Source organism: Bacteriovorax sp. BSW11_IV, assembly GCF_000447755.1.
Lineage (GTDB): Bacteria > Bdellovibrionota > Bacteriovoracia > Bacteriovoracales > Bacteriovoracaceae > BSW11-IV.
Genome location: NZ_AUNE01000040.1, coordinates 1 through 19,733 on the forward strand (window position 1 = coordinate 1; position 19,733 = coordinate 19,733).

At 38.1% G+C, this 19,733-nt stretch carries 21 protein-coding genes; 7 read left to right on the forward strand and 14 right to left on the reverse strand.

Going from position 1 to position 19,733, the window contains the following annotated elements:
- Positions 1–92: 92 nt before the first annotated feature.
- The 5 genes from M899_RS10860 to M899_RS10880 all read right to left on the reverse strand — a co-directional run bounded on the left by M899_RS10860 (position 93) and on the right by M899_RS10880 (position 4,182).
- Positions 93–1,415, reverse strand: a complete 1,323-nt coding sequence (locus tag M899_RS10860) for a tetratricopeptide repeat protein (RefSeq protein WP_021271534.1) — start codon at positions 1,413–1,415, stop codon at positions 93–95.
- An 8-nt stretch (positions 1,416–1,423) separates the two neighbouring features.
- Positions 1,424–1,849, reverse strand: a complete 426-nt coding sequence (locus M899_RS10865) for a hypothetical protein (protein ID WP_021271546.1) — start codon at positions 1,847–1,849, stop codon at positions 1,424–1,426.
- A gap of 152 nt (positions 1,850–2,001) precedes the next feature.
- A complete protein-coding gene (locus tag M899_RS10870; RefSeq protein WP_021271531.1) occupies positions 2,002–3,036 on the reverse strand; it encodes a KamA family radical SAM protein in 1,035 nt (344 codons plus the stop codon).
- Entirely contained in the window at positions 3,033–3,251 is a 219-nt protein-coding gene (locus M899_RS10875) for a hypothetical protein (protein WP_021271509.1), read from the reverse strand. Before M899_RS10875 ends, M899_RS10870 begins: the two co-directional genes overlap by 4 nt.
- Positions 3,252–3,288: 37 nt before the next feature.
- Positions 3,289–4,182, reverse strand: coding sequence for a 3'-5' exonuclease (locus M899_RS10880; RefSeq protein WP_021271508.1), 894 nt, complete (start codon positions 4,180–4,182; stop codon positions 3,289–3,291).
- A 128-nt stretch (positions 4,183–4,310) separates the two neighbouring features.
- On the opposite strand from M899_RS10880, the gene lpdA reads away from it, so the two are divergent.
- Entirely contained in the window at positions 4,311–5,699 is a 1,389-nt protein-coding gene (gene lpdA / locus M899_RS10885; protein WP_021271527.1) for a dihydrolipoyl dehydrogenase, read from the forward strand.
- 22 nt (positions 5,700–5,721) lie between these two features.
- Positions 5,722–7,350: a 2-oxoglutarate dehydrogenase, E2 component, dihydrolipoamide succinyltransferase gene (sucB, locus tag M899_RS10890; protein ID WP_021271511.1), complete on the forward strand. Its 1,629-nt coding sequence runs from the start codon at positions 5,722–5,724 to the stop codon at positions 7,348–7,350.
- 32 nt (positions 7,351–7,382) lie between these two features.
- On the opposite strand, the gene M899_RS10895 is transcribed toward sucB, so the two are convergent.
- The 3 genes from M899_RS10895 to M899_RS10905 all read right to left on the reverse strand — a co-directional run bounded on the left by M899_RS10895 (position 7,383) and on the right by M899_RS10905 (position 9,876).
- Positions 7,383–7,748 carry a hypothetical protein gene (locus M899_RS10895; RefSeq protein ID WP_021271505.1) on the reverse strand — a complete coding sequence of 122 codons (366 nt, stop codon included), beginning with the start codon at positions 7,746–7,748 and terminating at the stop codon, positions 7,383–7,385.
- 133 nt (positions 7,749–7,881) lie between these two features.
- Positions 7,882–8,652 carry a substrate-binding periplasmic protein gene (locus tag M899_RS10900; RefSeq protein WP_021271551.1) on the reverse strand — a complete coding sequence of 257 codons (771 nt, stop codon included), beginning with the start codon at positions 8,650–8,652 and terminating at the stop codon, positions 7,882–7,884.
- Between the two features lie 198 nt (positions 8,653–8,850).
- Positions 8,851–9,876: a phosphate porin gene (locus tag M899_RS10905; protein ID WP_021271540.1), complete on the reverse strand. Its 1,026-nt coding sequence runs from the start codon at positions 9,874–9,876 to the stop codon at positions 8,851–8,853.
- Between the two features lie 88 nt (positions 9,877–9,964).
- Between M899_RS10905 and M899_RS10910 the strand changes: the two genes are divergently transcribed.
- Positions 9,965–10,690, forward strand: a complete 726-nt coding sequence (locus M899_RS10910) for a substrate-binding periplasmic protein (RefSeq protein ID WP_021271537.1) — start codon at positions 9,965–9,967, stop codon at positions 10,688–10,690.
- A 29-nt stretch (positions 10,691–10,719) separates the two neighbouring features.
- Here M899_RS10910 and M899_RS17790 read toward each other — a convergent pair whose 3' ends face one another.
- The 3 genes from M899_RS17790 to M899_RS10925 form a co-directional block, all read right to left on the reverse strand.
- A complete protein-coding gene (locus tag M899_RS17790) occupies positions 10,720–11,550 on the reverse strand; it encodes an endonuclease I family protein (RefSeq protein ID WP_021271525.1) in 831 nt (276 codons plus the stop codon).
- Positions 11,551–11,697: 147 nt separating this feature from the next.
- A complete protein-coding gene (locus M899_RS10920) occupies positions 11,698–12,519 on the reverse strand; it encodes an endonuclease I family protein (protein ID WP_021271523.1) in 822 nt (273 codons plus the stop codon).
- A gap of 136 nt (positions 12,520–12,655) precedes the next feature.
- On the reverse strand, positions 12,656–13,921 hold the full coding sequence (locus tag M899_RS10925) for a replication-associated recombination protein A (protein ID WP_021271510.1): 1,266 nt from the start codon (positions 13,919–13,921) through the stop codon (positions 12,656–12,658).
- Between the two features lie 143 nt (positions 13,922–14,064).
- Between M899_RS10925 and rpsU the strand changes: the two genes are divergently transcribed.
- The 4 genes from rpsU to M899_RS10945 all read left to right on the forward strand — a co-directional run bounded on the left by rpsU (position 14,065) and on the right by M899_RS10945 (position 16,216).
- Entirely contained in the window at positions 14,065–14,286 is a 222-nt protein-coding gene (gene rpsU, locus M899_RS10930) for a 30S ribosomal protein S21 (protein ID WP_021271549.1), read from the forward strand.
- Between the two features lie 212 nt (positions 14,287–14,498).
- Positions 14,499–14,993, forward strand: coding sequence for a hypothetical protein (locus M899_RS10935; RefSeq protein WP_021271550.1), 495 nt, complete (start codon positions 14,499–14,501; stop codon positions 14,991–14,993).
- 13 nt (positions 14,994–15,006) lie between these two features.
- Positions 15,007–15,450: an NUDIX domain-containing protein gene (locus M899_RS10940; RefSeq protein ID WP_021271547.1), complete on the forward strand. Its 444-nt coding sequence runs from the start codon at positions 15,007–15,009 to the stop codon at positions 15,448–15,450.
- 379 nt (positions 15,451–15,829) lie between these two features.
- Positions 15,830–16,216 (forward strand): hypothetical protein, encoded by a 387-nt coding sequence (locus M899_RS10945; RefSeq protein ID WP_034728925.1) that lies wholly within the window; start codon positions 15,830–15,832, stop codon positions 16,214–16,216.
- 45 nt (positions 16,217–16,261) lie between these two features.
- Here the strand turns inward: M899_RS10945 and M899_RS10950 are convergent, their stop codons facing one another.
- The 3 genes from M899_RS10950 to M899_RS10960 are packed head-to-tail and all read right to left on the reverse strand — an operon-like array spanning position 16,262 to position 19,728.
- Positions 16,262–16,657, reverse strand: a complete 396-nt coding sequence (locus tag M899_RS10950) for a hypothetical protein (RefSeq protein WP_021271539.1) — start codon at positions 16,655–16,657, stop codon at positions 16,262–16,264.
- A gap of 33 nt (positions 16,658–16,690) precedes the next feature.
- Positions 16,691–17,917, reverse strand: coding sequence for an MFS transporter (locus tag M899_RS10955; RefSeq protein ID WP_021271526.1), 1,227 nt, complete (start codon positions 17,915–17,917; stop codon positions 16,691–16,693).
- Between the two features lie 8 nt (positions 17,918–17,925).
- Positions 17,926–19,728, reverse strand: coding sequence for an IucA/IucC family protein (locus M899_RS10960; protein WP_021271504.1), 1,803 nt, complete (start codon positions 19,726–19,728; stop codon positions 17,926–17,928).
- Between the last annotated feature and the right edge of the window lie 5 nt (positions 19,729–19,733).

Below are 19,733 nucleotides of genomic sequence, written 5' to 3' on the forward strand. Positions count from 1 at the left end.
GGCGACCTCCACCTTGGCAAGGTGGCGCACTACCAACTGTGCTACGCTCGCTTATTTGGTAACGCCGATATTATTGAAGCCGAATTTTTTTGTCAATTCAAAAATGATTGAAAAAATGATTTTAAATTGGGGTGCTCGCTCGATGCGTCATGTACCAATTGTTCAATGGCCTCATTCCTTCTTTTGAGCTCAATTGAGGCCTGAATAATGATCTCATAGACGCGTGGGCGCTTAATATTTTTTTGCAATAGCTCGTTCCCCAAAGTGAGTACTTGTCCTTTGGTTTCACTCGTTTGATAGAATAATTCAAGTTCAAAAATTTTGAATTCTTCTGAATCACCAAGCTTATCTTCATATGAGTTAGCAACGTGTAGGGCCTCATTGAAGTAATTACATTCTAAATAAGTTCTCCCTACAGTCACAACGACATGAACATTATCATCTGATGACTCTAGGGCCCTTTTAAGTGAGCGAAGAGCGATATCTTTGCTTTGGTTCGAAATAAGTAAATGCTTCCCACACATCGCAAGTCCCGCCGATATATACTTTCTGATATTTTCCGAAAGGTCGGGAACTTGGTTGAGAACTAGCGATAACTTTTCTAGGTCTTCAAATTTCCTATTGGCCAAGCAAATTCTGATTAGATCAGGAATTTGATTGATGGCCAGTGGAAAGCGACTAAGAAGAGCATTGGCCGCACTATAGGCGTCACCATATTGGCGCAGACCTTGGTATGTTCTCATAAGGCCAGTGAGAGTTTGAAAGTGTCTTTCACTATAAGAGAGGGCCACTTGATACTCTTCTCTTGCGGCCTCTAGATTTCCTTGCTTTTCATACACAAGACCTTTGAGATAGTAGGTCCAAACTAAGTCATCACTTAATTGCATGGAATTATCAATTCCTACTAAGGCCTCTTCGAAATCGTTTTTATGAATATGACTTTTAATTTTACAAACTTCTCTTTGATAGCGAGTTTGATTTACTTTTTTAGTAAAGGCCTCAATGATCGCATTTTGTAGTGTCACAGTTGTGAATGGTTGGCAGATATAGCTATCAACTTCTGTGTCGATATAAGAAGCGGCGGAGGCTTCACTGTTTTGCTTAGAGACAACCATGAAAACACAATTTTCACGATTGGGAATTAAATCTACGTGAAGATCTAGTAAGTCCTGAGCGTTCTTTTTACCTAAATCTCCAGCAGAAAAAATGATGGCAGCCATTTTCTCTCTAACAATCTCCGCCGCTTGATAAAAATCTCCAACAATATGAATGCTGGAAAGAGGAAAACCTAATGAGTTTAAAATTTTCTTAATAGTAGAACGAGTTGACGTCGTAGGGTCAACGATAACGGCATCTTTACCTTTAAAGAAGTCATTCAATTTTTTTTGAAGATCTTTTTCTAAGTTCAGTTCCATTAAATTCTCTACTTAAAAAGATTTGCTATCTTCTTTTGGTGTTCACTATAAAGTTCAGTTATCTTTTTCCACTCTTCAAGAGAGCTTGTTACTTCAACAACGATATGAATTCTATCTTCTTCATTTTCCACAATAGAGATTTCTTGAACTCTTCCTGTGATGAGAATTTGTCCAACTAATGGAGTCGTTGGAAGTTTTACAAGTTTTCTCTTCATTGGGTGGTTGAAAATATAGAGAGAAAGAAGGTGACCAAGGCCACAAATATTTTTTGGCACATTTAACGTTGCACTGTGATCGCCAAGTTCAACAAGTTGAATCACAGAGGGGTCCACAACTTCTGTTTTCGAAGTATTGTTGCGAATAAGAATGTTGTGCTTAAGCTCGCGAAAAATGTTGATTGATAAATTGTCTGCGAGACTTCCGTCTTTTTTCATAGAGGATAGAATAAATCAAGATTATTCGTGGAACAAGGCAAAACTACTTGAAATTAAAGAAAAGTGTTAAGCTCTCTTAAGAAGTTGCTCATTTCTAATAGTTTCCCAAATAACCTTAAAAAATGGCCCCAGAGTCGATAAGAAGAATTTGCTTACTGCATATTTTTGTAGCGATGAATTTTGTTGTATCGGTCAATTAATGTGCCAGAAAATTCAAGAGACTCAGGATTGAAGGCCGGGGTTTTTCCATGCCCACCAGGGATGTCTAAGATGTAATGAGGAATTAACCAACCAGGAATTTTGTCACGAAGTTGCAGAAATATTTTTCTTCCGGTTTCTAAATCTAAGTGAAAATGCATTCCACCCTTTACCAAATCAGGATGATGTAAATAATAGGGACGAATTCCTATTTTGTGGATGGCCCAAAATAAATCAGCAAGAGTATCTGAGTTATCGTTCACATCTTTTAGAAGAACACTTTGAGACAATAAAAGAAGATTTGTTTCTTTTTTTAATTTCGTAATGACTGCCTCGACTTCAGTTGAAATTTCTTCACTGTGATTTAAGTGAGTCACAAGAGTGATTGTTTGAAATTTTGAAGAAAACTCATTAATTAACTGAATGAAATTTTCATTCAAGCGAGAAGGTATAATTATCGGAACACGAGAATGAAAGCGTATGCACTTGATACCAACATTAGCAAAGGCCTCAAGATATTCACGCAATTTTTCATCGCTTAAAATAAGTGGATCACCACCGCTAAAAATAATTTCTTCAATTTCTGGGTGGTCTTTCAAGTACTGGATCGTATTTTGAAAATCGGCCTTAAAAAGATCGTCTTTAAACGTGAGTTCATTTTTCCTAAAGCAATAGCGACAAATGATTGGGCAAACTGTTGTCGGGAGAAATAGAGCACGATTTTTATAGCGATGGATTAGCTGTTTTGCTTTTGCGTGAGTTGTGTCACCGATGGGATCATACATTCCATCAATTTGTTCATTTTCTTGTTGGGCCGGAATAAATTGTTTCCACAAAGATGATTGTGGACCAGCTTCTTTTATTTTTTGTGCAAAAGATTTTGGAATGAAAGAGTTGTACTCAATGTCTTTTAAATCAGTGCCAAAAAAAGCATTGATGTCATTTGGTGTGCGCAGTGAATTTTTAAATTCTTGTTGCCACTGGATCATTGCTGTTGTTTCTTCTTCTCTTTTTGGTAGTGGTAATTGGCCCAAAAGGCCGTGCCGCGAATGAGAAGGGCCCCGTAGATAGACATACCGGTGAAATGAAGGATGACTTCCATCGTTGACATCTCGCCAGCGTTTGCAAGGGTGTAGTACATCCAATAAAGGAGAACGATATGGATGACAAAAATAATGGCCTGTTGAATTCTATAAGCTAACATGGGCCCTTTATATCGAGGCCCCCTGCATTAGGCAAATTTATTGTTTTGGGCGTATCGTTTTTGCTTCTTTTATAAATTCGCGGGCCTCTTTGCCTTCAACTTCACGAAATTCAATGATTTTATTTAGCGAATAAGATTTAAAAAGATTTGTTTTTAAGCAGTGGGCGTAAAGAATATTTCCTGCAGGTAGTGGCAAGAGAGCAATGGCCTTAATTGGTCTCAGTTGTCCTCTCATGCTGCCGCCTTTGTAGCGAATGAGAAGAACACGTTGTTCTTCAACCATTTTTACAATGCCTGCAAGTTTTGTTGGTATTGATAGATCTTTGTTTTTACTAAACTCGCTCAGGTTAAATAATTTTCCAATTTGGGCATCCATTTTCTCGCCTTGAGCGCCAAGACCTTTGATGTAAATATGCAAAGATGCCCAAGCATCATCCAATGCGCGGTGATGATTCTCTAGGGTGATGTCGAGCTCTTCGCTCAACGTTCCTAGTTTATAGTTAGGCATATCTTTTAGGGTGAGCCTAGCGAAACGACATGAACAAAAGACGTCATTATTTTGCCAAGCTGTATTAAGATGATGGGCAGCATAAACAATGAAGCCGGCATCGAACTTGGCATTATGGGCGATAAAAGGCAGGTCGCCAGCAAATTCTCGAAATCGAGGGAGTACGTCTTCAATTTTTGGAGAAGTGGCCACCATTTCATCGGTAATTCCGTGAATATCGATAGTATTTTGCGGGATGTTAATTCCGGGATTTATGAGCTGGTCAAATGTCTCGATACCGTCTTTTGTAACCTTTACGGCCGAGAGTTCTATGATGCGATCGAGAAGTGGTGAAAGCCCTGTAGTTTCAAGGTCTACGGCGATGACGCCCTTCGGAAAAGCTCGTAATAAAATCTCTGTTTCGGAGTGCGAAATTTCGCTCATTAAATGTACCTTGTCTTGACTCTACTTCCATTGACATCGTGCCCGGTGGACTTTAAAAGTGTTTAATATTTTTCGTGCTTTAAGGCCACAACTTTGTCTTATTTTTAGACTTAATTTAAGGACGGTATATGAAGAATTTTGATGTTGTTGTAATTGGTGCAGGCCCAGGTGGGTATGTTGCAGCAATTAGAGCGAGCCAACTTGGTAAAAAAGTGGCGATCGTGGAAATGGATAAAATGGGCGGTGTTTGTCTAAACCGCGGTTGTATCCCTACAAAAGCAGTCTTAAAGTCTGCTCACTCAGTACACGAGCTTCATGACTTCAAAGAGCTTGGTATTAACGTTGAACTTAAGGGCCTAGATGGTTCTCAAGCTGTTAAAAGAGCAAAAGGCATCTCTGATAAAATCTCTAAGGGTGTTGAGTTCTTAATGAAGAAAAACAAAATCGAAACTTTCAATGGTTTCGGAACTCTTAATGATAAAAACACTATTGAAGTTAAACTTTCAAAAGGTGGAGTAGAGACACTAAAAGCTACGAATATCATTCTTGCTACTGGTGCACACTACAGAGCATTCCCTGGTCTTGAGCACGATGGAAAAAGACTTATCGGTGCTTGGGAAGCGATTAAAATGGAAACTCTTCCTAAGTCTATCGGTATCATTGGTGCCGGTGCTATCGGTGTTGAGTTCGCATACTTTTGGAATGCCTTCGGTGTAGACGTTCATATTTTCGAACTTCAAAAAAATCTTCTGCCAATCGAAGATGAAGATTCTTCAAAAGAAGTGGAAAGAGCATACAAAAAATACGGTATTAAACTTTCACTAGGTGTAGAGAAAGTTTCTGCTAAGAATAACGGTAATGATGTAACAATCACTGCTGTAGAAAACGGTAAGACTGTAGACTACAAATTTGAAATGGGTCTAATTGCTGTTGGTATGACAGGAAATATCGATGGTTTTGGTCTAGATAAAGTTGGTGTTAAAACTGACAGAGGATTTGTTGCTGTAAACGATATGTACCAAACTAATGTACCAAATATCTACGCAATTGGTGACCTTGCTGGACCTCCGCTACTAGCTCACTCAGCTTCTCACGAAGGTGTTATCGCAGCTGAGCATATTTCAGGTCAACACCCACACGCTCTAGATAAGATGAATATTCCTGGTTGTACTTACTGTCAGCCACAAGTAGCATCAGTTGGGTACACAGAAAAAGCTCTTAAAGAGAAAGGTATCGAATATAAAGTTGGAAAACTTCCTTTCCAGGCCAATGGTAAAGCGGTTGCTTCAAATGAGACAGCTGGTTTTGTTAAAACTCTAATTGGTAAGCACGGGGAACTTCTTGGGGCCCACATTGTTGGAACTCACGCTACTGAGCTTATTCATGAGTACGTTCTTTTCCGTACAATGGAAGGGATCGATGAAGAGATTTTTGCAACAGTTCACCCGCATCCAACGCTTGGTGAGTTTCTTGCTGAATCTGTTATGGCCGCTAAGGGCAGAGCACTTAACTTTTAATTAATTTTGTAAGGAGATTTATATGGCAAGACATGAAATCGTAATGCCGCAAATGGGAGAGTCCATCACTAACGGGACGATCACTAAATGGCACAAGGCCCCAGGTGACACAATTAAACTTGATGAAGTTTTACTTGAGATCTCTACTGATAAAGTAGAATCAGAAATTCCTTCTCCTTATTCAGGAAAAGTAGTTGAACTTAAATATGCTGAAGGCGACACAGTTGACGTAGGTCTTCTAATCGCTGTTATCGATGACGACGCTAATGCAACTGCAAGTGCACCTGCTGTACAACCAGCGGCAGCACCGGCACCAGCTCCAGTTGCTTCTGCAGCTCCAGCGGCTTCAAACCCAGCAAGCAAGAGACATGACATTGTTATGCCTCAAATGGGAGAGTCGATCACTAACGGTACAATCACTAAGTGGCACAAGCAGCCAGGTGATATGGTAGCAATTGATGAAATTCTTCTAGAAATCTCTACTGATAAAGTAGAGTCAGAAATTCCTTCACCAATGGCAGGAAGAATTGAAGAAATTCTTTACGCTGAAGGTGAGACAGTTGATGTTGGTCTAAAGATCGCAACTCTTGAGCTTAACCCATCTGCGGTTGCTTTTGGTGCTTCTTCAGCTCCTGCAGCATCTGCACCAGCGGCAGCTCCAGCAGCTGTAGGGACAACTTCATCTGCTCCAGTTGCACAAGCAGCTTCTGGTGAGAGAAGATTCTATACTCCACTTGTTAAAGCTATGGCCAAAGAAGCGGGAGTTTCTCTTAACGAACTTGCAAGCGTTCACGGAACAGGAGCAGCGGGAAGAGTATCGAAAAAAGATTTCGAAAACTTCCTAGCAACTCGTGGTTCAGCGCCTAAGGCAGCTCCAGTAGCATCTGCTCCAGCAGCGGCGAAACCAGCAGCTCCAGCAACTTCATCTGTTCCAGCTTTTAAAACTGGTGACAGAGTTGAAATTATCCCAATGGATAATATGAGAAAAGCAATCGCTAGAAATATGATCGCTTCTAAAATGACTTCACCACACGTGAATTCAATTGATGAAGTTGATATGACTAGACTTGTGAAGTTCAGAGAAGGTTTCAAGAAAGAATTCCAAAAACAAGAAGGGTTCTCTCTTACTTATACTCACTTCATTCTATACGCTATCGTTCAAGCGCTTAAAGAGTTCCCTCTTGTTAACGCTTCAATTGATGGTGACAATATTATCGTTAAGAAAGATATCAATCTTGGATGTGCAGTTTCTGTTCCTGGTAACGGTCTCGTTGTTCCAGTTATCAAAGGTGCTGATAATCTAAATATCACAGGTCTTGCTAGACAACTTAACGTACTTGTTGAAAAAGCAAGAGCAAGAAAACTTTCAATGGATGATCTATCTGGTGGAACTTATACTTTCACTAACAACGGTTCATTTGGAATTCTTGCTGCAACACCAGTTATTCTTCAACCACAACTTGGTATTTTCTGTGTTGGTACAATTAAGAAAAGACCAGTTATCACTGAAGACCTTTCAATTGCAATTCGTGATATTATGTATGCAACTCACTCATACGATCACAGACTTATTGATGGGGAACTTGGTTCGAAATTCCTTAAGCATGTTATCAACACGCTTGAGACAATGGATCCAACTAATCTATTCTAAAAAAATAAGGCCCGATTTGATCGGGCCTTTTTTTAGATATCAAATGATGTTTCAACATCTTTTTCGCATTTAAGTAGTGCACCATCTAGGTCTTCATAGTGCTTGGCCTTGATTGTAAGTGTTCCTTTGGAGTTTTCAAGTAGAACAAGTCTGGATTCTTTTCCAGTGATAACATTTTTGTAAGAGACAACATCATCTTGAAAAATAACGACACTTGAATTGTCGATATCACTATGTTGGATGATGTAAATTTCCTCCGAAGTAACAGCGTTTTTCACATGAACGACTTCAATGGTACGATCGTTGTATCTTTTTTTACAACTAACTTCAGCATTGAGCCTCATGGCCATGGAATTAAGACCAAATAACATAATGAACGTTGCAGCTATCGCTTTCATCTTAGATCTCCTCATCTCAAAAGAATTTTGATGATTTTAAAGCAATTTTCTTGCCGGCCTTAATTATAGAGTTTCAATAGGTTAGGAGCTATTTCGAGATCAAGAAACTGATGGCCGTCTAAACTTTAGATGTTCATTGGTTAACAACGCCTTCATTGTTTTTATCAAGTTCGTGAAATGTTTTATGGAGGTATTTTTTAAAGATGCGATCAACAGTGCCATCGTTTATAAGCCCTTCCAACTCTCTAGAATAATCATCTGCTATGGCCTTATCTTTGATATTGAAAACCAAAAATAGATTTTCAAAGGCCACAAGCGGAGGGATTTGTTTTAATTTTATTTTCATTTTTGGGGCCAAGAGATCTGCAGTAAAGACATCGGTGAGAATAAAATCAAAGCGATTGGCCTTTAATTTCATGAGAGATTTTTCTTCTGTTTCAGACTCAATTCGATACCAGCCTTTAAATTGATTGATCTTTCCTGGATAGTCGTAAGTCTTTATAAGACCAACTCTTTTTCCAATCATTGATTGCCAAGTAAATACTTCTGGTGCATCGGAGTTATCTATTTTTGTATAAAGACCAATTGGAAAAAAAGAAGCGTATGCTTTAGGGGCATAAAGATTACCATCGGGAGTTGCATCCAAAATGGCATCGTATTCACCATTTCGAACACCTTGCTTACAGCGAGTCCAAGGAATATCACGAAAGGTAAAATCGAAATTTAGTTTTTTAAGAATTAGAGAAGCGATCTCAATGCTAATACCTTGATTGAAATCTTCGCCTTTATAAAAAGTGAAGGGATACCAAACGTTTCCACAAATGACGAGTTGTCGCTTCTTTGGTTTTTCTTGTCCAAATGTTTGAGTCGAAAATAATAGGACGAGTAAAATTAAAAATTTCATTTCCTATAATTGTAAAGGCCCTGTCATATTAACAAAATGACAGGGCCAAGGCTCGGTCAAGGAGTTGCCTAAAATAATCTAAGCATGAATCCATTATGATGGGCTTTGAAAAAAAAGATACTCAAGTTAAACAAAATTTTGATACAAAAAGGCCCGAATAAATTCGGGCCCTTAAGTCAAGTAAGATGATCAATCGTACTAGAGAACATCGATGTTAAATTTCATACCAACGATAATTTTTGTGAAAGTAGGGTCTTCTGTCCCAGCAGCTTTGTAGTCACGATCTTGCATAACGTAAGCTACGTGGTAACGGAACTCAGGCATTACATGGTACTCGTAAGATAGAGCGTATGCATTTTCAGAATAGTTTTCTTTATTGTCGATTTCAAGTTTATCCATTACAAATTTGAATCCAACATGGTGCTTATCCATTTTGTAACCAAGTTTAGTAACGATAGAAGTAATCTCTTCATCTTTACCACTGTTTACTTTATCACCTTTAAATAGGTTGTAATCTACATCTAGGTACATTGACCCAAAGTGAAATTGTGAACCAGCTGCAAGGTAAGTCATCTTTTGATCGTTAGCTCCAGAAGTTGGACGAACGTGGTAAGATGCCATTGGAAGGATTTTTCCATCCATGAAATTTCCTAGATACGTTACACCGTATAGAACATTTCTTTGCTTCTTATTTCCACTTCCATCAGTGTCTTTATCAGCATTGAAAACTTGCCACATTAAGCTTTGCCCAGAAAACTTTGTCGCTACGTTAACACCCATTTCATAAAAAGGAACAGGTAGTGTATCTGTCCCGTTACCAGCTAATGAATAGTGGTAAACGTCGGCAGCATTGTAATCTTCTTCTCTTGTACCGTACCATACGAATTGCTTACCGATGTTGATGTCGATATTTGCTGTTGGCTTGTGAGTCACGTAAATGTATTGAGCGATTTTGTTAAGACCATCTGTTTTATCTTTTCCATCTTGTGTCCAAGAGAAACGAGCATAGTAATCTAATTTATCATTTACTGTTCCTGAGAAAGAACTATAAAGAGTAGCTGCTTCAAAATCTGTATAATTTGGTGTACCAGACTTTTTTTGATCGTTGTCAGCACTTACGTAATCGAAACGACCTTGGACATTAATTTTGTGTGAACCTGCGGCAAATGCGCCCATCCCTGTGGCAAGCATAAGCGTCACTAGTGACATCTTGTAAAAACTCATTTTCTCTCCTTGAATATTGATACTTAAATTGTTCTTCTAAAAAGTGAATTGGAAAACTTAATTTATTCTTAAGCCTCTTGAGTTAGAAATGAGCGTATACTTTGATATGGCCAAAAGAATGATTCTTATTACATATTTCATATTTTTTTATATTTCGAGCTCATTTTCAGAAGATAAAAATATCGAATACAACTTCGTCACGCTTGAGTGGCCCCCATATGTCGGTAAGGATTTGTATGATAACGGGCTGGCCGCAACCGCATTAAAAAAGGCCCTTCGTAAAAGCCGTACGGGATTTTCCATTCATTACAGACCTTGGGTACGTGCTCTCAAAGAAGCAGGGGAAGGAGAGTATCATGGGATATTTCCTGCTTATTATAGTGGTGAGAGATCTAAGGACTTCTATTTTTCTGATCCAATTATGAAAGGACCAGTAGGATTTTATAAGAAAAAATCAACAAATCTCTATTATGATGGGAACATAAAATCCCTTCAGCAATATAAGATTGGACTCGTTCGAGGGTATGTAAATTCAATTTTAGTTGATAAGACTTTAGATCTGAAAAAAGATTTTGCCAGTTCAGATGAAGAGAATTTAAAAAAATTATGCGCTAATAGAGTTGAACTTATTGTTATTGATTTTCTTGTTGCCAAGTACTTGATTGATAAGATGGCCAAAGAAGGAGAAATTGGCTGTATTGATTTGGAAGAGATTGGCCCACCATTAGAGAATAAGGAATTGTATTTATTAATCCCTAAAAAGTTTAAGAATGCAAAGATACTATTGGAAAAAGTAAATGAAGGTCTGAAATAAAAAGGCCTTCATATGAAGGCCTTTATTTATTAGAAATTTGAAATTTTTTCGACTAGCTCTGGAAAATCAATGAAAGGGTTTCTATTGTTTTGAAGCTCATAGATACCTTCATTTCTTTCTCTTTCTTCACCGTCTACAGGATCAAGAAGGTGCCATCTCTTAAGCGTTTGTTCCTGATCTCTGGAGATGCTTCCACCGTAGCGAGTTGCGAAGTAGAAAAGTGCTCTTGCTACATTTCCTTTGTGTTCATCAGGTGGTTCAAAATTGTGTTTTGAATCAGATTTAGATGCACTACAAAGACTTCTGGCGTCGGTTTTTTCAACATCTCTAAATTCATAATTACCACGAACTGAATTTGCTTTTGATTCAGTTGGAAAGAGGTGGTGAAGATCTGCTTTTTGAACAGAGGCCTGTTTTCCACCAAAGAATTTAGATTGTGGCCATGTGTGCTCACAATTTAGAACATCTTGATTAGGGATTTGCTTTGGTCCAAGGTTTCCAATGTTTGGAGAGTCTTCGCGGTAAACGTTGTTACAATAAACGTCTTTCACGTAATAGCCCTTAGCGTCTCTTTCAAGGTGAAGTTTTCCAAAAAGTACTTCTCTGGCACCACGGTAGCCAAGTGAAATTTGGCTATAGCACTGTCCTTTTTCACTACGGTTACAACCTAAAGTGTCTGGAGCATTAATGCGTTTTTGGTGTACTTCAGTAAGAACTTTTTGAAGTGCTCTTTTAAGCTCTTCATCTCTTAACTGATCTTGTTCAATACTCTTTTGAAAATCTTCAGGATAGTAATCAAGTCCTGCAGAAAAAGTAAATGCTGGCAGGATGATGAGGGTCAACCAGATCAGTTTTTTCAAAGTGAATTCCTTTTTTGATTCGGACCTTCAATGGTCCCTTTCTAAAAGTGTACAAAAAGAAATTAATTTTGCTAATACATTTTTTTAGAAAAACTTATTAGGATTTTGTTAGAAAAAAAAGGCTTCCTAATGGAAGCCTGATTTTATTTAGATATTGCTGATTGAGTCGATTAGGTGCGGGTAGTCGATGAATGGGTTTCTGTTGTTTTGTACTTCATAAATCCCATCGTTTCTATCCATTTCGTCTGCATCAACTGGATCTTGTTCGTGCCATCTTCTTAGAGTAGCTTCTTGCTTTGGATCGATATCCATTTGGTATCTAACTGCAAAGTAGAAAAGTGCTCTAGCAACGTTTCCTTTGTGCTCAGTTGGTGGTTCGAAGTCTCCGCCGTTTCCTTCTGTGTGAGAAGCTTTACAGTCAGAACCTACTTCATATCCATTAACGTCAGCAAATTTGTAGTTTCCGCGAACTGAATTTGCTCTTGAATCCGTTGGGTAAAGGTGGTGAAGATCTGATTTTTGAGTTTCGTTGCCAAATCTTCCTGTGAACTTAGATTGTGGCCAAGTGTGCTCACAGTTAAGGATGTTAGAGTTAGGAATGATTCCTGGTCCAACTTTAGTCTGAGAATTTCTGATTTCTTTGTTACAGTATACGTCTTTTACGTAATACCCTTTAGCGTCTTGTTCAAGGTGAAGTTTTCCGAAAAGAACTTTTCTAGCACCTTTGTAGCCTAGAACGATTGGAGAGTAACAGCTTCCTTTCTTTCTAGAGTCGCAACCAAGTGTGTCTGGACCATTTCCATTTGTTTGGTGCGTGCTGCTCACAACTTCAAAAAGAGCTTCTTTTAAAGCTTCATTCTTAAGTTGTCCGTTTTCGATTTGTGATTGGATGTCAGCAGGATAGTAGTTGTGTGCTGCAAGTGTAGATACTGATAAACCTAGGATAAGTAAGCTCAAAAGTTGTTTCACGAGAATTCCTTCTGTTCGTGTTGTTGGTGTGTGCAGGCACTATAAAATAAAAAATTAGATTTGCTAATACTTTTTTAAAGGCAAACTTATAAAAATTCTTACATTTCGAATTTTCATAGGCCTTGCTATGCGACAACTAGCTCTTTGCGCCGTCCCATAGCTTGTTTAGACGCTCTTTGATGTTTTTTTCGAGACCAATTTCTTGGGGTTCGTAAAATTTTGGCGTCCCATTTGGCGAATACTGTTGTTTCACAAAGTGGTGCGGATAGGCGTGAGGATACTTATAAGGCGCAGTTCCTTTAGGGGGATAGTTTCTAAGATGATTTGGCACTTCTATAGTCTGCTGGTTTTGAACGTATTCCAAAGCTGCATTGATGGCATTGTAAGCGGCATTACTCTTTACTGTAGACGCGAGATAAGTTGTTGCTTGCGCAAGATTTATGCGCGCTTCTGGCATACCAATATTTTGAACGGCCGTAAGTGCCGAAACCGCCATGGTGATTGCCTGCGGATCGGCATTACCCACATCTTCTGAAGCGAAGATCACAAGGCGTCTCGCTATAAAGACAGGATCTTCACCACCATCAAGCATGACGGCCAACCATAAAATAGCGCTGTCAGGATCAGAGCCTCTCATGCTTTTTATAAAGGCAGAGATCACATCATAATGGCGGTCTTGATTTTTATCGTAAGAGCGCGCGTTTTCTAAAATTAGTGGGCGCACGAATTCAAGCGTCATTTCATTGCCCGCACTATATTGAGTGACAATTTCTAAAAGATTGAGAGCATTTCTCGCATCGCCATTAGCGTGATCAGCGATAAATTCCATAGCGTCTTTAGTAATATGCAAATCAAAATCACTGGCAGCAGTGCTGATGATTTGTAAAAGATCACTTTCATCAAGTTTTTTTAGTTCAATGGCCTGAACGCGACTTAAAAGAGCGCGGTTTACTGAGCTTCTCGGATTTTCTGTTGTGGCGCCAATAAGTTTAAAATCTCCCGCCTCAACATAGGGAAGTAGAGCGTCTTGTTGGGATTTGTTAAAGCGGTGGATCTCGTCCACAAAGATAACGGCCTCTTTACCAAACATGTCGCGCATCTCAATGGCGCTGGCGATGAGCTTTTTGAGGTCACTTACTCCGCCCAAAACGGCATTAAAGGAGTAAAACTCGCGTCCTGAGTTTTTGGCGATGATGCGGGCAAGGGTTGTTTTTCCTGTTCCTGGAGGTCCCCATAGAATTAAACTTGGGAAATTCTTCTCTTTTAAAAAGGAGTAGCGGTTAAAAATATGGGCCTGACCCACGTAATTATCAAAGGTTAGGGGTCTTGCTCTGTGGGCAAGGGGGCGCGAGCTTTCATTGTCGGCCTTATTTTGACTAAAGAGATTTAGTTCATCACTCACAGAATTTACCCTTTGATAAAAAACTTTTGGGGAATATAATAACAAGTCTGTTGACTTAGGGCCCCATAAACACTAAGTTAGACAAGAATTTTTATCCCATTTCGTATGAAGTGGCCAATGCTAGAAAGAAGGAGGTGAATGACATGTCTGATTACTCAATCAAAGTTAACATTGATGACAAAATGGGTGCGGAAAGATCTTTAAAGAAATTTAAAAGACTTTGCGAATCTTTTGGCGTTATCCGTGAGTACCGCAAAAGACAAGAGTACAAGAAACCTTCTGTACGTAACAAAGAAAAGCTAGCTGCTGCCGATAAGAGAAGAAAGAAAACACAAATCAAATTCTCAAGAGGTTCAAAAATCTAATTAATTAGATCAAGATATTCTTTGAAAGGCCCGCTTAATAAGCGGGCCTTTTTTTTGGAGGCGGCATCTGCAGGAGCAGATGACGCCGAACAACTTCGAGTGGAGCTGGAAGCGTAACGAGAACCAGTCTTTATTCTTTGTAGGAAATTTCTCCCCTCTACTAAACAATCGCCAAAACCCCCTATAATAAAGGGGAGTGGAGGTGACTGACAATGAACAAAGAAAAGTTTGTTTTTAATAGACCGGCTTTTTTCATTCTCTTTAAAAAGAGTTCATTTTTTATTTCGCTTTTATCTTTCGTGGCCCTATCAATTGGCTACTTTCAATTTGAAACAGTAGGGCAGTGGAAATTTCTGCAAAACTGGATTTTCGATTTTCTTCCTTCAACAATTGTCACTTATACATTTTTGGTATTTGTTTTAAGTGCCGCTTTATTTTCTTTGTCACTCGTAGGGATTTATTTCTACGTGGCAAAATTTCTTTCTTTCGGAGTGGATGCTAATGGGGTGTTCGGTCCAGTTGAAGAGAAGCTCTTTCCAAGAAAAAAATATATTCTTCTACAAGACATTCGCTATATGGGTCTTGATGTTCTTGGCTCATTTGTTGTGCAAGCAGTGAATGATAAGCTTAGAGTTCCTTACAAGTTAAATCGCTTTGATGAATTCTATTTAAGAAAGAGCATTAAAGACGCTATCAACACTCGCTAAGAAAAGGCAAAAAATGGGAAAACCAATTACACCACTTGTTGGATGTGATGTATTCGTATTAAATCACGAAAATAAACTTCTACTTATTCAAAGAGCTGACAATGGGTTATGGGCCTTGCCTGGTGGTTGTCAGGATTTGGGAGAAACTCCTAAAAAATGTGCCGAAAGGGAATGCTTTGAGGAATCTGGATTACTCGTAAAATGTACGGACTTGATTGGCGTCTATAGTTCGAGTTGTTATGAATATATCCACTATCCATGGAAAGAAAACGAATTTATTCATCTTCTCTTTGTTGCAAAAATAGAAGGTGGTAAAGAAACAATTTCAAGTGAAACACTTAAAGTCGCTTGGTTTTCAGAGAATGAGATTCCTAAATTATCAGATGGGCATAACATCCGTATTAAGCATGGATTTGAATATATAAATGGAAAGAGGACTACTCCATATTTCGAATAGAGATATTTTATTACTTTTTATCAATTCTTGTTAATTTGAAAAAAAAAAAATATGTTTATTAAGAAATCTTTATTAAATTAATTGTAATTTATTTCGAGTAGTGTGACTGATATTTCCATCTGATTAATAGGACTTTTGGATTATGTGTACCACTGAAATAAACAAGCCTTCATTTCGAATTAGAAGGAATAATGGCTTTTTAAAATCGCTATTTTTTTTGGAACATGACCTCTTTTTGAACAATTTCTCTCAACCGATACTTAATTTTATCAGATCGATTTGGATTACTGCTTTATTTGGGGCAGTTTATTTTATTGTATTCAAATGCATTATTTTATCTGAGTCCTGCAAATTGGAATCAATTTCGATTCAGGATATTATGACAGTTATAGTTTGCCAGGTTGGAATTTACTGGCAGTTTGATACTTTGTTTGGAAGAAAATGGGAATATTGTGCTAATTTATTTAATGAAATTATGATTCTTAATGTTTCTGAAAAAAAATATTATCAATTGGAATACTTGAGATCTACATTGGCCATTGATCTTTGTTCTCTCGATTTAGTTAAGAATAAATCTTTTGATGACTTTTTCTTGGTAATCTTTAGACGAGCTGCAACTCATTCAAATTTAAAAATCTGTTATATTGACAATTTATGTGTGAAGAATCAGTTGAGAGAAGATTTTGTTTTGAAAATTCTAAACGACTATCAATCTTTCTGTTTTGATAAAATTAATAAAAAACGAGTTTTCGATAGAGATGAATAATTTTGACCGATATTGTTAGTTAAAAAGCTCCTCTCGGAGCTTTTTTTATTTCTGACAATTTGCTTGGTAAACTTCATCGTGAACAGCATTATTTCTGTCGAGATTATTTAGGAGAGTATAAAGTCTGTTTCTTTCCATAATTTTGTGGTTTCTTTGAGTCTTTAGGGAAGTGATTGCGATTTCAATTTTTGTGAGAGTGAGTTGTTTAACAAGAGGGTCTTTTGAAGTTCCTGTTATACCAGTGTTTAAATCTCTTCTTTCTTTTGATAAAAGCGCTTCATCTTTATAAGTCTTAATGATCTCTTCATCGTAAGCATTAATTCTATTTTGGAGTAGTGCTTTATTTACAATATTATTACTAATTGTTTCGGCAATTTCATTACAGTCTAGTGCGAATGTTTGGGCTGAAAGAACTAAAAATAGGGCCGCTATAATTCTCATGGGGAGTCTCCTTTTTTCATGAAAATAGCAGACTTATAAAAATGGGCCATGAGAAGGGGGACTATTACACGGCCGTTTAAATTGTAGACGGCCCTCAAAAGACTTCATAAAGATCTTTGATGCTAGGATTGGACCTAAAATCAACGATATAAGAAGTGTATTTTCAATACCAATTGTGTGAGCAAGCTTAGAGAATGCAAAAGACATTACAATGTAAACAAAGAGGTCAGAACAGGCCAAAAGAGTAAAGTCTGTACCTGATTGCATTTTAGAAGATGCCGTTAGGTAAGAGTAATTTAAAAGTGACAGGGTACAATAGCGTAGGGCGATTTGCATGGCCGCAATCACAACAAGATGCTCTGTCTTGCCAAAAAGTAATGTGAGATAAAAACTTAAATAGACCAAAGTTCTGACGAGAACTAAGCTTGCGGTGGCCTTTGTTAAGTGAAGCTTCTCCATCACTTTACCAAGTGATAGCGAAGCGATAATTCCAACGATAGGAGCTAGTAATGAAAGAAACTGACCAATTTCTTCGATGGCGACTCCACGATCAACAAGGGCAATATTTTGCAGGGCCGCAAATCCCGTTTCAGGTAGGCGCAACACTATAGTAAGACCAATGGCCTTTAGAAGAGTGTCATTTGAAAAAGAGCGCTTTAATGAAATTTGATCAAGCTCTTCACCTTGGTGAATATTGTCATCTCTAAATAGACAATAAACGGCCAGTGACCCTAGTGCCAGGGCAAAAGTTCCAAGAAAAACACTATTTAAATAGGGGCTATTGTAGAGCATTAATGGAAGACCTCCACCAAGAAGCGCCCCTAGAGCAACGGAAGATGATTGAATAGAAGCGGCCTGGCTTCTTTCCTTTTCATCAAGCATTTCACAAGTTAGGGCATCCAGCATAATGTCTTGGGTCGCACTTGCAAGTGAGAGAAAAGCACCGATAACAAGAATGGTATTGAAATCTGTTTTGATACCAAAGTGGTACAAAGCGTACATGGAAGCTGCAATAATGATTTGAAAGAAGATCATTAGCTTTTTTCTGGCCTTCTTATTTACGCGCGCCCATTCTTCTATTTTTGGGGCCCATAAAAATTTTAAGGCCCACGGTAAACCAACTAGTGACAAAGAACCTATCTTTGAAAGATCAAGGCCTTCAAGACGCAAAATAGAAGGCAGTGCCCCTGAGAAAATATAAAGAGGCACTGACTGTACAAAATAAAAGAAAAATATTTTGATAAATTTTGCGTTTTTCAAATTAGTCCTTAAAGCTCGTGTGCGAGAGTGTCACGCTTTTCAACCAATGGATTCTCAACAAGTTCATTGATGGCCGGTTCAGGTCTTTCGGCATCATCCTTGTATCCTTGAGTCACAAGACGAACTTTGTTAAGGGCAACCTTAACATGGTGAGATTCAAAGAAATTGTAAAGGGCCATTTTATTTTTGAGTTCAGGAAATTTCTGTTGGTAAGAAAGAATTGTCTCTCTTACGCTTGCAAAGAAATCTTTTTCACTGAAATCCATATAGCGATCAAGTATATCTGAAAGATAGCGGTAGTGACAAATAAAGAGTGTCGTTTGAATGAAGTGAATAAGCACTTCTGGTGGACTCTCAAGGATTGTGCCCTTTGCGATCGCAGGGAAATCCTTATACATTTGTTTGTAGCCATCGATTGAAATATGAACGTCGTCAGCGAAGTCTTTAATGATCATTCTTGTGGGTATATTATCTTTTAAAACGATAACGGCGTTTTGCCCATGTGGTGAGAAAACAAGGCCGTATTTAACAAGAGTATGCAGAAGGGGATAAAGCATGGCCTCATGAAATTTTTTCGTCCATTCTTTCACCGAAAGACCTGAACTCTCAATAATACACTTCACAACTGGAGTGTTATCAAATCCCACATGAATAAGCGAAGAAAGAGGAAGTGCTCTTTCGCCCTCTCTTAGAATATTTGACATTGGTTCACGCCATGTAATTCCAAGCATCTCCTTGAATTGGTAAGGTGCTTTTTGAATTTGGAAATAGTAGTCTTGATCAAGTTGAATGCCTGCGCATTCGCTCATAAGGCCCAGTCCACATTCGCCTGCAATAAATTCGTCTTTTCCAATGAGGTTTTTGAGCCACGTTGAAAGATCGGGAGCAAGTAGAATTCTCTTTTTTGGTAACCCTCTCCAAACGGCAGTATTAAAAATTGTCATACAAGTTTTAACAAAGCGCTTATTGTTGTCAGAAATATTGCTTAAAGTTCTAATTGATTGCTGTGCAAGATAGTTATCTTTACCGTAATCAAGGGGAACAAGGTCGTTATTTGCAATGGCCATGTTAAAGTGAGAAACAATCATATTGTCCCACTGCCAAGGGTGAACTGGCATAAACATATACTGGGCTGGATCTAATTGCTTATCTTTTAGAATATTATTGAAGTTCTCAATTTCATTTTTCGAAAGCTCTTCATTGATAAGAGTTTCGTAGCTATTGTTTTCGTCACCAGCGTAGTTGGCATGATCTTTTTTTATCGCAATCCAGAAAAGATTAATCTTTGATTTTGATTCAGGTGCATACTTTAAATAGTCTGAGTAAGAGAAACCTTTACGGCCTTTGTTGAAGATAACCCATGGGTGAGCTTCAATTTCACCTTCGATTTCTTCATAAGTCATTTGGGCAACTCTAGACGTGGCGACATTTTGTGAACTTTGCAAAAGGTGAAGATCGGCCATAATTGTAGAGTTCATCTCTTCAATAAAGTACGCCTTGGTGAAATCACTTATTTTAAGTTCATCTGCAATGTCTAGGCATAGTTGAAGAATATCAGAAAACTCCTGAGTCTTTCCATCTTGAAAAAGAGTAATTGAATTAGGGTCAACGACATAGTTGCCATAAATTCTTTTTTTACCTTTATAAGTATAGATCTTATGACCTAATTTAACTTGGAGAGTGCTCCACCCATTTTTATCTTCAGCGATAATAGAGGGTTTTGTAAGCCCTTCGTAGTGAAACTCATTCAAAGTTTTCGCAATGAGTTTTTTACCAACGATTGAAAGATTCTCTTTATTGAAAACGTTCATATAAA